The sequence below is a fragment of the Halorubrum lacusprofundi ATCC 49239 genome, from assembly GCF_000022205.1.
GTDB lineage: Archaea > Halobacteriota > Halobacteria > Halobacteriales > Haloferacaceae > Halorubrum > Halorubrum lacusprofundi.
Genome location: NC_012029.1, coordinates 595,948 through 610,347, shown reverse-complemented (window position 1 = coordinate 610,347; position 14,400 = coordinate 595,948). Strand labels below are relative to the sequence as shown.

Sequence of the window (14,400 nt, the reverse complement as noted above, 5' to 3'; positions counted from 1 at the left end):
CAGGGAGACCGTGTCACTGGGCGGTCGGAATGGCGAACAGGCGGCGCTCGTCGGTCCCGGGGGGTTCGCCGCGCGACTGCCTCGGCCGCGCCGGGACGTGCGTCAAATCACACAGCAGGTTGGTCCCGGTATCCGGAATAAGCGGTCGGAGCCGACAGTGCAAAAGGCAACTCGGCGCCGACGAGGCCCCAACGAGAGCCCAATCGCTTTTCACCCGAACCGCGGCCACCGCCGCCGTGATCCCCTTCAGCGACCTCGCCCGCGCCGCTTACTGCCCGCGACAGCTCTACTACGCGCGCCGCGCCGACGATCGAAATGTTCCCGGCGAGGCGCGCGCCCGGATCGACCTCGCCTTTCGGTATCCGACGCTTGTCGATGCGTCGGACGCGACGCTCCGGCGACTGCCGATCCGCCGGTCGCCCGCCGCGTACCGCCGGAACCTCTCGCGGCTCCGCGAGCGCGCCGACTACGAGCGGCTCACCGATCCCGAACACGAGCGCGTCTTCCGATCGGGGAAGGACTGCCACGGGACGGTCCACAAGGTGTTCGCGGCTGGAACGGACTCCGACCCTCCGGTCCCCACCGTCGTCTCACCGGGCGAACCGCCTGAGAACGGCGTCTGGGAGTCGCAGGCGGTCAGGGCCGTCGCCGTCGCCAAGGCGGTCGCATGGGAGCGCGAGCGTGAGGTACCGCGCGCGCTCATCGAGTACCCGAGCGTCGGTACCGTTCGCGAGGTCCAGCTCACGACTCGGAAGAAGGCCGCCTACCGGCGGGCGCTGCGGGCTGTTCACGCGATCGACGGCCCACCGTCGCGCGTCGACGACGATCGGTGCTCCGCCTGCGACTACCGGGATCGGTGCGGGACCGGGCGGCGGTCGTTTCGGTCGCTGCTGGGGTGAGTCGACGCGGTCGGACGAGGTCCGACGCTTCTGAGTCCGCCGACTACGGCGAGAAGGAGGTCCCGCACTCGGAGCAGGTGAACCGGAATCGCCCCTCGTCGGTCATTTCGGTCGCGTGTGTACGCTCCTCGCCGCACTCGCGACACTCGATCAGCGACTCGATCTGGTCCCAGTCGTGACGCGCGCCGGGCGCGCCGAACGCCCACGCGACGACATCCTCGTCGGCGTCTTCGCGCACGAAGCCGGACTGGAACTCGCCCGGCGCAAACCGTATCAGTTCGCCGGCTCCCACGTCGACTCGCTCGCGCTCTCGACCTACCTCAAAGGTGGCGGTTCCCGAGAGCACGTAGAACACCTCCTCTTGGTCGCCGTGCGTGTGGAGTCCGCCCGAGAATGCATCTCCCGGGGCGAGTTCGAAGTAGTTCATCGCGACGTGTTCGGTGTCGAGGACGCGCGAAACCGGCTTTCGCACGTCGTGGACACCCATCGGATTCGTGACGACGTCGACATCGTCGATCGCGGCTTTCCGCATACTGTTCCGTCCGACGGCGGCCGTATAACCGTATCCCCCGGTCGGACCCCGATATCGGATCCGCGCTCGCTCTTCGGACAGGTCACCCGAGACGCTGTGAGTCCCGGATCGGCCAAAGCTGTCGCAATCCGACGGTTTATCCGTGTGTGACTCATCGACACGGATACGAATGACACGAGACGCTCGTGATCGTTCGGAGGATAGAGGAAGTCGCCTCACGGCGGCTGGCCGCGAAATTCTCCGACGATAACGATTCCGGGGCACGACCGCCCCGCGGCGGCACCGACCCCGAACCCACCGTAGAGCCGACGGACTCCCTTTTGACCCGAACACAACTCACCACACTCGACGAGGTACAGCTGTTAGACACGACGCTCCGCGACGGCGAGCAGATGCCGGGCGTCTCGCTGACGCCGGCCGAGAAGGTCGACATCGCCCGCGAGCTCGACGCGGCCGGGATGCACCTGATCGAAGCTGGTTCGGCGTGCACCTCCGAGGGCGAACGCGAGGCCATCCGCCGGGTGGCCGATGAGGGGCTCGACGCGACCGTGACGAGCTTCGCCCGCGGCGTGAAAGCCGACATCGACCACGCGCTCGACTGCGGCGTCGACGGGATCAACCTCGTCGTCCCCGCCTCGGACAAACACGTCGAGACGAAGGTGGGATCGACCCGCGACGACGTGGTCGAGACGACCGTCGAGCTCGTCGAGTACGCCACGGACCACGGGCTGTGGGTCGAGGTGCTCGGCGAGGACGGCTCGCGCGCCGACCTCGACTACCTCGAACGCCTGCTCGGCGCCGGCCTCGACGCCGGTGCAGACCGAATCTGCTACTGCGACACCGTCGGTGCGGCCGACCCGGAGCGCACCGCGGCGGTCGTCTCCCGGCTCGCCGACCGCGGCCCGACGAGCCTCCATACCCACGACGATCTCGGTTTCGGCGTGGCGAACGTCCACGCGGGCCTGAAGGCGGGCGCCGACACCGTCCACGGAACCGTGATGGGCGTCGGCGAGCGCGCTGGCAACGTCGCGTTGGAGGAGGTCGCCATCGCGCTCGATCAGTCGTACGATATCGACACCGTCGAGCTGGAGCGGCTCTATCGGCTCTGCCGGACGGTCTCGGAGGCGACCGGCGTCGCGCTCCCGCCGAACAAGGCGGTCTGTGGCGCCAACGCCTTCGCCCACGAATCCGGGATCCATACCGATGGGACGCTAAAAGACGGAACGATGTACGAGCCGTACCCGCCTGAAACGGTGGGACGGGAACGGCGGCTCGTCCTCGGCAAACACGCCGGGCGTGCAGGGGTCAAAGCGGCCCTCGCCGAGCACGATGTGGCGGTCGATAACGACGAGCTAAGCGAAGTCGTGGGCCGGGTGAAAGAGCTCGGCGATCGCGGGAAGCGCGTCACCGACGCCGACCTCCTCGCGATCACCGAGGACGTGCAGGGCCGCGAGCGCGACCGACACGTCGAACTCGTCGACCTGTCGGCAACCTCCGGCGGGAACCTCCCGACGGCCTCAGTCCGGCTTCGCATCGGCGACAACGAGCGCGTCGCCTCCGGCACCGGGTCCGGTCCCGTCGACGCCGGACTGGAGGCGGTCCGGGCCGCGCTGGCGGGTGATTCCGCCGGCGAAGGCGTCTCCTTCGAACTCGACTCGTATCACGTCGACGCGATCACGGGCGGGACCGACGCGGTCGTCACCGTCGAGGTCGACCTCTCGCGGGGAGACCGATCCGTCTCTGTCTCCGCGACCGACGCCGACATCACCCGCGCCAGCGTCGTCGCGATGGTCGACGGGCTCGACCGCCTGCTCTCGGCCGCCGCCAAGGACGGGTCGGTGCCGGACGTGGCCTCGCTCGCCGACGATTGAGGTCGGGCAGAGAAAGCGACCGGAGCGGATCGGCCGTCACGCCGGCCCGCCCCGCTACCGCTTCTCGCCGCGCAGCCAGACGTAATCGCACTCGTCGAGCAAGAAGGTGACGCCGCCCTCAGCGACGTGATAGCCGCCGTCGCCGACGACGCGTTCGACCGTGTCGGGGTCGACGTCGAACCCGACTACCTCCTCGCGGTAGCCGTCCGCGAGGTTGTGCGCGCAGAGCAGGACGGTCTCGGACTCGCCTTCCCCGTGGTCGAACCGGTGGACGCGCGTTTCCTTGTGGTCGGGCTCGGGGAGTGAGTACGAACCTCGAGCGATCGCCGGGCAGTCATCGCGGGCCGCCGAGAGGTCCCGGACTCGAGAGAGCAGCGAGTCGGGGTCGTCGCGCTGTGCGGCGGCATTTATTCGCTCGTAGGCGTATTCGCCCTCGTCGATAACGGGGTTGTAACAGTCGTCCTGGTTGGCCGTCGAGAAGCCGCCGTTCGCCGAGTCGTCCCACTGCATCGGGGTGCGGACGGCCTCGCGCTCGGGTAAGGAGAGGTCGGCGCCCATCCCGATCTCGTCGCCGGACTGGAGGGCGACCGATCCCGGCAGGGAGAACAGCAGGCTGTGAGCCACCGCGATCCGATCGTGGTCCCCGGCGTACAAGTCTGCGAGCCGGAGCCGGTGGCCGCGCTCGAAGATCCACGAGTTGCCGGCGTCGTCGCCGAAGTACTCGCGGGCGTGATCGAACGACTCCTGCGGGAGCTTCAACAGGTTCCACTCGTCGTGGTTCCGCAGGAAGTTCACCCACCCGCCCACGCCGGAGACGTCCGGGAGGAGCTCCTCGGCGCGGTCGAGCGGCCACGTGTCCGTCACCCCGACCCCGTACGTGAGGTGGGCGTTCATCACGAAGTTGAACTGGAGGTGGAACGCCTCTCCGTCGCCGAAGTAGTAGTCGAGGTTCTCGGGCTCGTCGTCGGCCTCGGCGAGTAAGACCGCGTCCGACTGCTCCGCCTCGACGACCTCGCGCATCCGCTTGAACAGGTCGATGGGCTCGTCGAGGTCGGTGTCGTGGAGCGTCGACGCGTTGTGACCCTTCGGCAGCAGCATGGGGTGAGCGGCGTCGATCCGGAACCCGTCGGCGCCCTGATCAAGCCAAAACCGGAGCACGTCGTACAGCTCCTCGCGGACGGCGGGATTCGCGACGTTAAGGTCGGGCTGGTGGCCGTAGAACTGGTGGAAGTAGTGTTTGTCGGCAGTTTCGTCGTACGACCAGACGCCGTCCTCGTACTCGGGGAAGATGTTCTGTCGGTTGTGCGCGTCGTCGACGTGGCTCGTCCACAGGTAGTAGTCGTGGTACTCCGATTCGGGGTCCTCGCACGCCCGTTGGAACCACTCGTGTTCGTTCGACGTGTGGTTGAACACGAGATCGGTGAGCACGCGGATCCCGCGCTCGTGGGCTCGGTCCGCGAACTCGCGGAAGTCGTCGAGGGTGCCGAGCCGCTCGTCGACGCCGCGGTAGTCGGCCACGTCGTACCCGTTGTCCCGGAGCGGGCTGGGGTAGAACGGGCGGATCCACACGGCGTCGACGCCGAGGTCGTCGAGGTGGTCGAGCCGCTCGATCGCGCCACGGAAGTCCCCCCACCCGTCCCCGTCGCTGTCGTTGAACGTCTTGATATCGAGCGAGTAGATCGTCGCGTCTTCGTACCAGTCCCGGTCGCTCATGCGCCGTGGTAGGGAACAGGGGGTTGGGTTTCTTGCGATTCCCGCCGCCGTCTGGCGAGGTTTTTAAGCGATGCCACCCGAACGTCGTCCGTGAGCGTCGTCGTCGCGGTGAAACCCTCTGCACGCAAGCGCAACGCGAAGGTGGGCCGACTCGTCTTCGAGGACGGCTCCCGTCATGCGTTCGAGAGCCGTGCGGCCGCCGAGCGCTGGGCAGACGACCTCTCAACGGGCGACGGCCACGTCTGGGTCGCGAGCGCGCACCCCCGCGACGGCGACGACGCTGACTGCTACCTCGTCTCGCGGGCAACCAACGCGAAACTTGAGGCCGCCTACGACAAGCGCCGGCGGCGGCTCCGCGGTGACCCCGCCCCAGAGCAGGAGTTGCTGGGCGAGGAGCCGTAGGCGGTCGGTCCAAAGAGCCCGGTCGCTACCGAGTCGATCGTCCGAAAGAAGCGCCGAGGCGGAGATTTGAACTCCGGTGTCCGAATGGACAGTAGATTTCGAATCTACCGCCTTGGCCAGGCTAGGCTACCTCGGCTCATTCTCCGGTTGGCCGGTTCCGCTGTTATGCGTTTCGATCGCCGGCGGCGATGTCGGGGATCCCGACAACGCTTTTCGGGGCGGATCGCGTGGTGGCGATATGGACGTCCCCGAAGCCGCGGCGGCCTGCTCTCGCGTCGTCGACGAGGTCGGTGGCGCGGTCGTGGCCGACCGCGAGTTCCTCGACCGCGTCACGCTCGGCATCCTCGCGCGCGGTCACGTCCTCTTAGAGGACGTGCCCGGCACCGGGAAAACCCTCTCGGCGCGATCGTTTGCGGCCGCGCTCGGCTTAGAGTTCTCGCGGGTCCAGTTCACCCCCGACCTCCTTCCCAGCGACGTGACCGGGACCAACGTGTTCGACGAGGGCGACGGCTCCTTCGCCTTCTCGCCCGGACCGATCTTCGCGAACGTCGTGCTCGCCGACGAGATCAACCGCGCGCCGCCGAAGACGCAGGCCGCCCTGTTGGAGGCGATGGAGGAGGGACAGGTGACCGTCGACGGGGAGACCCACGATCTCCCAGATCCCTTCTACGTCATCGCGACGCAGAACCCGGTCGAGAGCGAGGGGGCGTTCCCGCTTCCCGAGGCCCAACTCGACCGGTTCACGATCAAGACCGCGATCGGCTACCCCGGCGACGAGGGCGAGGTCGAACTGCTCCGACGGCGCGCGGGTCGCGTCGAGCAGGCGCCGACGGTCGAGCGCGTGCTCGATCCGGACGCCGTCGCCGGCCTCCGCGAGGTGCCGGAGAGGGTCCGCGTCGACGACGATCTGCTGAAGTACATGGCGTCAATCGCTCGCGCGACGCGAGAGGACCGGCGCGTCGATGTCGGGGTCTCCCCCCGCGGTACCCAGCGGCTCTTCGAGACGGCGCGGGCTGCCGCGGTCGTCGCCGGCCGCGAGTTCGTCACGCCCGACGACGTGAAACGCGTCGCGGAGCCGGCGCTCGCCCATCGGCTCGTGTTGACACCGGACGCCGCCGTCAACGACACCGACAAGCAAGACGTGATCGCCGACGTGCTCGATCGGATCGCGGTGCCGACGGTGGACGCGGCCGAGGCCTGACGCCGATTTAAAAGGGCCGAACCGCTCGAAGGACGCTACTCCGCGTCGCGTTCCGCCAGCAATTCCGTCGCCGTCAGCAGCGACTCCAGTTCGATGTCGTGGTCGGCGAGCAGTTCTTCGGCGCCCTCCTCGCGATCGACGACGACGAGCACGCGGTTCACCGTCGCACCCGCCTCGCGCAGCGCTTCGACGGCGTCGACCGCGGACTGCCCGGTCGTGGCGATGTCCTCCAGTACGACGACCTCCTCGCCCTCGTCGAGTCGACCTTCGATGCGGTTACCGGTGCCGTACTCCTTCGCCTGCTTGCGCGCGATGACGTACGGGCGACCCAGTTCCGTCGCCGTGACGGCCACGAGTGGGACCGCGCCCAGCGCGACGCCCGCAAGTTTCGCGTCCGTGTCGGCGAGGCGATCAGCAAACGCCTCGCTCACGAGCCGGAGCGCGTCCGGATCAGTCTCGAACAGGTACTTGTCGACGTAGTAGTCGCTGGTCCCGCCGTGTGAGAGCTCGAACTCGCCGAACCGGACGGCGTCGGCCGCCCGCAGCGCGGCGATGAGCTCGCTCCGTCGCTCGTCGTCGGTCATACCGAGACAGCGCGCGTCGGCGACCATAAACGGGTCGGAACGCGAGCGATAACGGAGTGAGTGTTGCAGTTCGTCGGTGGCGAAGAGATATTTAAATGGCCGTGAACGACTGCGGCGATCGCTTATAAATAGATGAGGCAGTGGCGCGCGCCTCTGAGCGCTCGCAGGGCGCGAGGAGCGCCGCGCGACGAGGCTGGGGAGGCGTGAGGCTGTGCGGTTGCGGTCCCGCGAGTGAAACGAGCGGGAGCACGGAAGTCACAGCCTGCGCAGCGAACGGAGTGAGCGAGCAGGACCGTCTTCCGGCGGTCGGGTGGGACCAAAGGGGCAGTCGTGAGGACCGCAGCGAGCGTGCGTCGCCCTCGCGACTGGGGCTTTGGAGGTCGTCACCGCGTCGTCAACGACGGATACACAGCCGACGGCAACGCCACTCGATAACGTATAAATAACCACTCAACCGATCTACGTTACCCACTCCCGCCATCGATCAGGGCGCCGATCGGGACGGAAGGCCACGCTCGGATCAACATATTCACTACAGGCCATCACGAACCGGGGTGTATGAGCACGGACGACGTCTCTCGGCGCACGTTCATCCGGACCGCCGGCGGCGCGGCGGGCGTCGCGGGGGCGACGGCGGCGACGACGGGGACCGCGGCGGCACAGGAGGAACAGCCGGTTTGGCCAAGTGGGGCCGAGGGGAACGTCGGGTCCTACCAAGACGCCCGCGGGGAGAGCGAGGTGACCGTTCAGGTCGGCGCTGGCGACCAAGGGCTCGCCTTCGACCCGACGCTGCTGTGGGTCGATCCCGGCACGACGATCACGTTCGAGTGGACCGGGAACGGCGGCGCACACAACGTGCAGAACGTCGAGGGGCCGGCCAGCCTCGACAGCGGCGATCCGGTCGGCGAGGAGGGATACACCTACGAGTACGAAACGAGCGAGGAAGACGTGGGCATTACCCACTACCACTGCGTTCCGCACACCGCGGTCGGCATGCACGCCGGCCTCGCCGTCGGCGAGGACATCGAGACCGAGTCGACCGGCGGGGGTGGCGGCTCCAACGCCGTGTTCGTCCCACAGGGCGCCCGCGCGCTCAGCGTCGCGACGTTCGTCGCGATGATGAGCACGCTCGGACTCGCCTTCGTCTTCATGAAGTACGGCGGCACGATCACGCAAGACGAGGAGTAGTCGTTCGTTGCGGTCCGCGCGGGTCTCGTTTTTTGCCTCGGTTCACTCCCCGTTCAGGAGTTCGCGGTAGGCGTCGACCACTCGGTCAAGCACCGCGTCGTGGTCGTAGGACGCAAAGTCGCGCTCGACAGCCTTTCGGTCGAGGTCGCCGACGGCAACGAACTCGTCGGCGAGCTCGGCCGGGCTCGTGACGAGCCGCCCGCGCTGGCGCCCCTCCACGAGCTCGTGGGCGCTCGAATCCGCCTGGTACTCGACGAGGGCGACGCAGCCGCACGCCAGCGCCCACAACAGATCGGTCGCGAACGTCTCCCACGTCGCCGTCGCCACCGCGACGTGGGTCCCCTTGAACAGCTCGACCCGCTCGCGAAGCGGGAGGTCGCCGAGGAACGACACTCGATCGTCGATCCGGAGATCGCTCGCCGTCGACTCGATCCGAGCGCGCTCGGGGCCGTCACCGACGACCGCGGCGGTCCAGTCGCGGTCGCGGAGCTCCGCGAGCCCGAGCAGGAACGTCTCGACGTTGGCGTGGCGGTCCAGCCGGCGCGCGTACACCGCGTCGAACCGATCGTCGACGCCGGCCGATTCGACGAGATCAAAGTCGATGCTCTCGGGGAGCACTCGCACGTCCTCGCCGGCGGCCCCGTACTCGCGGACCCGCGTCTTGGTCGTCCGCGAGGGCGTCGTGACGGCGTCGGCCCGCCGGGCGAGCAGCCGGTATCGCCGGCGGGAGTCGGCGGGGTGGTCGCGCCACCAGTCGACGATCACGGGTGTCCGCGAGAGAGTACCCGCAACCGTCGCGGCGATCCCGGGCGTCGGCGGGGTGTTGACCGCGTGGACCACGTCAGGATCCACTCGGCGGAGCGCAAGCGGGAGCCGCGCCGCGAACGCCGACGGCGACGGCTCGGCGGTCACCGACCGATAGGCGATCCCCTCGTCCTCGAAGGCGTCGTGGTCGCCGCCCCACCAGCGGGCACAGAGCCAGACCACGTCGTGGCCGCGCTCGGCGAGCCCCCGGGCGATCCGTCGCGTCCGTGACCGCGCCGACGTGTCGCCGTGGCCGGGGGCGAAAAGCGAGACGAACGCGACGCGCATACGCCGACCGGACGGCTGGGGCGGATAAAAAGACACGGCATCCGGCGGGCGGAGGGCGACACGACCGAACGCGCGGATCGCGGCCGTGCGATCGATCCCCCCACCCGAAATGGTTTCACACCGCGCGGAGAATCGGACCCCATGCACCAGTACGACATCGAGCGATACCTCAACGTGCGGAACGCCGGCGGGACGGATCTGGGTCCCAACGGGCGGCTCTCCTTCCTGTTGAACACGACCGGAACCGGACAGGTGTGGTCGCTCGACGAGCCGCTGGGGTGGCCCGAACAGCACACGTTCTTCGAAGAGTCCGTCTCCTTCGTCGACTCCTCTCCCGAGCGCGCAGAGGCCGTCTTCGGCATGGACGAGGGCGGCAACGAGCGCGCCCAGCTGTACCTGCTCAACTACGAGTCAGGCGAGATCACCGACCTCACCGACCGGCCGGAGGCGAAACACCGCTGGGGCGGGTGGGACAGCGAGGGCGACCGCTTCGCGTTCGCCTCGAACCGCCGCGATACGTCGGTGTTCGACATATACGTACAAGACCGAGACGCGATCGGCGGCGACGCCGAACTGGTGTACGAGGGCGACGGCTGGCTCTCCGTCGCCGGCTGGTCGCCGAGCGACGACCGGCTGATCGTCCACGAGGCGCACTCCTCGTTCGACCACGACGTATACACCCTCGATCTCGCCACCGGCGACCTGACCCACCACACGCCCCACCAGAGGGACGCGCGATACGGCAGCCCGGAGTGGGGGCCCGAGGGCGAGGGGCTCTACCTCGTCACCGACCGCGACAGCGACACGCTCCGTCTGGAGCGGCTCGATCTCGCAACCGGCGAGTTCTCCGTGGTCGCGTCCGGGGCAGATCTGGAGGGCGAGAGCGGTGCAGGCGACGAGGAGGACGACGAGGAGGGCGGTTCCCCCGTAAAGCCCGGCGGCGACGACGGCTGGAACGTCGACGGCGTCGCGGTCCACGAGGAGTCCCGTCGCGTGGTGTACTCGCGCAACGTCGACGGCTACACCGAGATCACGGTCGGTGAGCTGGTCGAGCCCGACCGGATCGACCCCTTCCCGACTCCCGACCTCCCCGAGGGCGTCGCCGGCGGCGTGAGCTTCGGGCCGGACGGGGACCGCTTCGCGCTCACCGCGGCCGGGAGCGCCCACAACGCGAACGTGTACGTCGTCGACGCGACGACCGGCGAGACGGAGCGCTGGACCGCGGCCTCGACCGCCGGCATCCCGCCGGACACGTTCGTCGATCCCGAGCTCGTCCACTACCCCACCTTCGACGGGAAAGAGATCCCCGCGTTCTTCTCCGTCCCGGCGACGGAACCGCCCGAGAACGGCTACCCCGTGATCGTCGACATCCACGGCGGCCCCGAGTCGCAGCGCCGGCCCTCCTTCGCCTCGGTCAAGCAGTACCTGCTGAACAACGGCTACGCCGTGTTCGAGCCGAACGTCCGCGGATCCTCGGGGTACGGCAAGGCGTACGCCGCGCTCGACGACGTGGAGAAGCGGATGGACTCGGTGGCCGACATCAAGGCGGGCGTCGAATGGCTCCACGACCACCCCGAGGTGGACTCCGACCGCGTCGTCGCGATGGGCGGCTCCTACGGCGGGTTCATGGTGCTCGCGGCGCTGACCGAGTACCCCGAACTGTGGGCCGCCGGCGTCGACATCGTCGGCATCGCGAACTTCGTGACGTTCTTAGAGAACACCGGCGACTGGCGCCGCAAGCTCCGGGAGGCCGAGTACGGGTCGCTGGCCGAGGACCGGGAGTTCTTGGAGTCGATCTCGCCGATCAACAACATCGCGGCCATCGAGTCGCCGCTGTTCGTCCTCCACGGGGAGAACGACCCGCGGGTGCCCGTCGGCGAGGCCGAACAGATCGTTGAGCGGACGCGCGAGCAGGGCGTCCCCGTGCGCAAGCTGATCTTCGACGACGAGGGGCACGGCTTCGCGAAGCTGGAGAATCGCATCGAAGCGTACCGCGCGGTCGTCGAATTCCTCGCGGAGTACGTTTGAATCGAGTGTCTGGGCGGCTCTGAGGCGGAGTTTTCGATCAGTTTGGCGTTGTCGGACGCCTCGTTTCAGACACAACGCGCATCGAACCGTCGTTCACTGAAACCCCCGTTCCGGATGTTCGATATGAGACTCCAGACACAGCCACTTATACAAACCGAGGAGAATACCTGACCCTTCAGGGTCAGGATGAATCCGACAACGCCTCCACAACCCGCCGTCAATAGCAGCCCGGATATTCCACCGTTCTCAACCCCAGACTTTACAAGAAAAGCTAGTATAAATGCTTATACAGGCGTTCAGAATGCTGGAAGTCCACCGCACCCATCAGGCAAAAATCCTCAACCACTCACAGGGAGAGGAATCGCTTGACCGGCACGGGTGGAGCGCCAGCAAACTCTGGAACGTCGCGAACCACCACTCCCGAAAAGTCTGGAAGGAGACGGGCGAGATTCCCGGTCACGGCGACCTCAAAGACGAGTTGAAGACGCATCCAAAATACAACGGACTCCATTCTCAGTCCAGTCAGCGCGTTCTGGAGGAACTCGCTGAAGCCTTCAACTCGTGGTACGGCTCCGACGACGATCGGGACAATCCACCCGGCTATCGGAAAGAAAACTACTACGACGACCAAGGCCGTCGCGTCCACGAAGAACACCCGCGTTCCACTGTGACGTGGAAGCAGAACGGCATCAAACACGACACCACAAACAACCGTGTTCGCCTCTCAAAAGGTGCGAACCACAAGGAACACCCGAGAGCGTGGGAATACATCCTTGTCGAATACGAGACACGCCCCGGCGTCACGGTCGAGAACCTACAGCAGGTTCGTGCTGTCTACGACAGCACAAAGGAACGCTGGGAACTCCACCTCGTCTGCAAAGACGAGATCGAGACACCCAACGCCCCCGGCAACGAGACGGCAGGTATCGACCTCGGGATCAGCAACTTCGCCGCCGTCGCCTACAGCACCGAAGACGCCGACCTATACCCCGGCAACCGTCTGAAGCAAGACGGCTACTACTTCCCCAAGGAGATCGCCAAGTGCGACGACAGCGGTGGTGACAGGGCTACTCGGCTCCATCACAAGTGGGCGGAACGCCGCACTCACTTCTTCCATTCCTTGGCGAAACACATCGTCGAACGGTGTGTCGAGAAGGAAGTAGGACGCATCAACGTCGGAGACTTGGAAGGGGTCCGTGAAGATGAGAACGGCAGCTCGAAGAACTGGGGCAAGCACGGGAATCTCGACTTACACGGGTGGGCGTTCGACCGCTTCAGCTCGATTCTCGAATACAAGGCGAGAGTCGAGGGAATCGAGGTCTTGGAAGTGTCTGAGCGGGATACGAGCAAGACATGTTGCACATGCGGGAAAACAGACGACTCACAGCGCGTCCACCGCGGTTTGTACGTCTGTGATGAGTGCGACGCAGCGTTCAACGCCGACGTGAACGGGGCGGAGAACATCCGTCTCGACAGCAACGAAAGTAACTCCAAGTCTGCACCCGATTTGGGTGGAGATAGGAGTACCGGCTGGTTGGCACAGCCCGGAGTCTATCTTCACGACCTCTCTCGAGGATTCCAACCTCGGACAGAGGTGGTAGACTGCAAACCCTAATATCCCAATCCAGCGGTGCGGTGCCGTGGGATTCCCGCGTCTTCAGGCGCGGGAGGATGTCAAGGGAATTCTCGATGCCTTTGGTTCGTTGGCTAGTGCGCTACTCGCCGGGTTCGTCATGCTCGCGTTCGCCGTCCTGAGTCTGTTCGTCACGGTGTTCGTCGTGGATGCCGCGGCGTCGATTGCCGGGTTGAATCCGGAGGACGGGTTCGTCGTTCTCGGAGCGACCGTCCTCGCTGGAACGGCGATCCTCGCTGGTGGTGTCGGGTTCGCGACGCCGGAGAACGAGTCGTAACGCTCGCAAACCGACAGCTTCCGCGGATCGACTATTTATAAGTCGTCGACGGCGATCGGCGGCGAATTTCGCAGATCACCAGCCGTTCGCCTATAAGTGGGTGATGACTCGGCGGCGGCAAAGGCGCCGGCGACGCCACCGCAATTCCGTTTAAAAGGGAATCGTCGGTCGCCTACCAGTTCGGGCCGAAGTCGGGGTTCAGTTGGCGGTCGGTCCGGCCGAGGCCGTCGATTTGTTGGATATCCTCGTCGTCCAGTTCGAGCCCGAGGCTCGCCCAGTTGTCGGCGATGTGGTCCTCGCCGGTCGCCTTCGGGATGGCGGTGACCCCTTTCTCGCGGAGCCACGCGAGGCTCACCTGCGCGGCGCTGACGCCGTGCTTCTCGGCGATCTCGCCGACGGTCGGCTCGTCGAGGATCTTCCCGCGAGCGAGCGGCGAGTACCCGACGAGTTCGACGCCGTTGGCGTCGGCGTACTCGCGCAGTTCTTCCTGCCGGAGCAGCGGGTGACACTCCACCTGATTCGCGAACGGCGCCTCGCCGAGGGCGTCGGTCGCGGCGTCGAGGTGCTCCGGCTCGAAGTTCGAGACCCCGATCCGGTCGATCAGGCCGTCGTCGCGGAGCTCCGCGAACGCGGGCAGGGTCTCCTCGGGGCCGTACGCGCCGGCCGGCCAGTGGACGTACAGCAGGTCGACGTACTCGGTGTCGAGCTTCTGGAGGCTCTCGCGGGTCGAGGCGGCCACGTCCTCGGGCGCGAGGTTGTCGATCCACACTTTCGTCGCGAGGAATACGTCGTCCCGGTCGACGTCGGCGGCCGAAAGTCCCTTTCCGACGGCCGCCTCGTTGCCGTATATCTGGGCCGTGTCGACGTGGCGGTACCCCATCTCTAGGGCGGTTTTGACGGACTCGGTACACTGTTCGGGATCGTCGTTCTCCCACGTCCCGAGCCCGAGCGCCGGCATTCCGTCGCTGGTCGGTACGTCG

General features: G+C 66.9%; 13 protein-coding genes and 1 tRNA gene. 8 read left to right on the top strand and 6 right to left on the bottom strand.

Annotated features, from left to right (window positions below; genetic code table 11):
* Window positions 1-236: 236 nt before the first annotated feature.
* Window positions 237-899, top strand: coding sequence for a CRISPR-associated protein Cas4 (locus tag HLAC_RS02930; RefSeq protein WP_012659825.1), 663 nt, complete (start codon window positions 237-239; stop codon window positions 897-899).
* Window positions 900-942: 43 nt separating this feature from the next.
* Here HLAC_RS02930 and HLAC_RS02925 read toward each other — a convergent pair whose 3' ends face one another.
* Entirely contained in the window at window positions 943-1,431 is a 489-nt protein-coding gene (locus tag HLAC_RS02925; RefSeq protein ID WP_012659824.1) for a cupin domain-containing protein, read from the bottom strand.
* A gap of 320 nt (window positions 1,432-1,751) precedes the next feature.
* Here HLAC_RS02925 and HLAC_RS02920 point away from each other — a divergent pair, with 320 nt between their 5' ends.
* Window positions 1,752-3,302, top strand: a complete 1,551-nt coding sequence (locus tag HLAC_RS02920; RefSeq protein WP_012659823.1) for a (R)-citramalate synthase — start codon at window positions 1,752-1,754, stop codon at window positions 3,300-3,302.
* Between the two features lie 54 nt (window positions 3,303-3,356).
* Here HLAC_RS02920 and HLAC_RS02915 read toward each other — a convergent pair whose 3' ends face one another.
* Window positions 3,357-5,015 (bottom strand): alpha-amylase family protein, encoded by a 1,659-nt coding sequence (locus tag HLAC_RS02915; RefSeq protein ID WP_012659822.1) that lies wholly within the window; start codon window positions 5,013-5,015, stop codon window positions 3,357-3,359.
* A 90-nt stretch (window positions 5,016-5,105) separates the two neighbouring features.
* Here HLAC_RS02915 and HLAC_RS02910 point away from each other — a divergent pair, with 90 nt between their 5' ends.
* Entirely contained in the window at window positions 5,106-5,417 is a 312-nt protein-coding gene (locus tag HLAC_RS02910; protein WP_012659821.1) for a DUF8081 domain-containing protein, read from the top strand.
* A gap of 51 nt (window positions 5,418-5,468) precedes the next feature.
* On the opposite strand, the gene HLAC_RS02905 is transcribed toward HLAC_RS02910, so the two are convergent.
* A tRNA-Ser gene (locus tag HLAC_RS02905) sits at window positions 5,469-5,553 on the bottom strand.
* Between the two features lie 102 nt (window positions 5,554-5,655).
* Here HLAC_RS02905 and HLAC_RS02900 point away from each other — a divergent pair.
* Window positions 5,656-6,618 carry an AAA family ATPase gene (locus HLAC_RS02900; RefSeq protein ID WP_012659820.1) on the top strand — a complete coding sequence of 321 codons (963 nt, stop codon included), beginning with the start codon at window positions 5,656-5,658 and terminating at the stop codon, window positions 6,616-6,618.
* 35 nt (window positions 6,619-6,653) lie between these two features.
* Here HLAC_RS02900 and pyrE read toward each other — a convergent pair whose 3' ends face one another.
* Window positions 6,654-7,202, bottom strand: a complete 549-nt coding sequence (gene pyrE / locus HLAC_RS02895; RefSeq protein ID WP_172404552.1) for an orotate phosphoribosyltransferase — start codon at window positions 7,200-7,202, stop codon at window positions 6,654-6,656.
* 558 nt (window positions 7,203-7,760) lie between these two features.
* Here pyrE and HLAC_RS02890 point away from each other — a divergent pair.
* Window positions 7,761-8,390, top strand: coding sequence for a halocyanin domain-containing protein (locus HLAC_RS02890; protein ID WP_012659818.1), 630 nt, complete (start codon window positions 7,761-7,763; stop codon window positions 8,388-8,390).
* Window positions 8,391-8,432: 42 nt separating this feature from the next.
* Here HLAC_RS02890 and HLAC_RS02885 read toward each other — a convergent pair whose 3' ends face one another.
* Entirely contained in the window at window positions 8,433-9,482 is a 1,050-nt protein-coding gene (locus HLAC_RS02885) for a glycosyltransferase (RefSeq protein ID WP_012659817.1), read from the bottom strand.
* A 141-nt stretch (window positions 9,483-9,623) separates the two neighbouring features.
* Between HLAC_RS02885 and HLAC_RS02880 the strand changes: the two genes are divergently transcribed.
* From HLAC_RS02880 to HLAC_RS18685, 3 genes are all read left to right on the top strand, one after another.
* Window positions 9,624-11,510: a S9 family peptidase gene (locus HLAC_RS02880; RefSeq protein WP_012659816.1), complete on the top strand. Its 1,887-nt coding sequence runs from the start codon at window positions 9,624-9,626 to the stop codon at window positions 11,508-11,510.
* Between the two features lie 301 nt (window positions 11,511-11,811).
* Entirely contained in the window at window positions 11,812-13,125 is a 1,314-nt protein-coding gene (locus HLAC_RS02875; RefSeq protein ID WP_049933643.1) for an RNA-guided endonuclease InsQ/TnpB family protein, read from the top strand.
* A gap of 25 nt (window positions 13,126-13,150) precedes the next feature.
* Window positions 13,151-13,420, top strand: coding sequence for a hypothetical protein (locus HLAC_RS18685; protein ID WP_012659814.1), 270 nt, complete (start codon window positions 13,151-13,153; stop codon window positions 13,418-13,420).
* A 172-nt stretch (window positions 13,421-13,592) separates the two neighbouring features.
* Here the strand turns inward: HLAC_RS18685 and HLAC_RS02870 are convergent, their stop codons facing one another.
* Complete coding sequence (locus tag HLAC_RS02870; protein ID WP_049933179.1) at window positions 13,593-14,378, bottom strand: aldo/keto reductase; 786 nt, start codon at window positions 14,376-14,378, stop codon at window positions 13,593-13,595.
* Window positions 14,379-14,400: the final 22 nt, after the last annotated feature.

Coding starts and splice junctions, on each gene's coding strand:
- HLAC_RS02925 (WP_012659824.1), bottom strand. CDS start 1,431: ATGCGGAAAGCCGCGATCGACGATGTCGACGTCGTCACGAATCCGATG.
- pyrE (WP_172404552.1), bottom strand. CDS start 7,202: ATGACCGACGACGAGCGACGGAGCGAGCTCATCGCCGCGCTGCGGGCG.
- HLAC_RS02890 (WP_012659818.1), top strand. CDS start 7,761: ATGAGCACGGACGACGTCTCTCGGCGCACGTTCATCCGGACCGCCGGC.
- HLAC_RS02880 (WP_012659816.1), top strand. CDS start 9,624: ATGCACCAGTACGACATCGAGCGATACCTCAACGTGCGGAACGCCGGC.
- HLAC_RS02885 (WP_012659817.1), bottom strand. CDS start 9,482: ATGCGCGTCGCGTTCGTCTCGCTTTTCGCCCCCGGCCACGGCGACACG.
- HLAC_RS02900 (WP_012659820.1), top strand. CDS start 5,656: ATGGACGTCCCCGAAGCCGCGGCGGCCTGCTCTCGCGTCGTCGACGAG.
- HLAC_RS02870 (WP_049933179.1), bottom strand. CDS start 14,378: ATGCCGGCGCTCGGGCTCGGGACGTGGGAGAACGACGATCCCGAACAG.
- HLAC_RS02875 (WP_049933643.1), top strand. CDS start 11,812: ATGCTGGAAGTCCACCGCACCCATCAGGCAAAAATCCTCAACCACTCA.
- HLAC_RS02915 (WP_012659822.1), bottom strand. CDS start 5,015: ATGAGCGACCGGGACTGGTACGAAGACGCGACGATCTACTCGCTCGAT.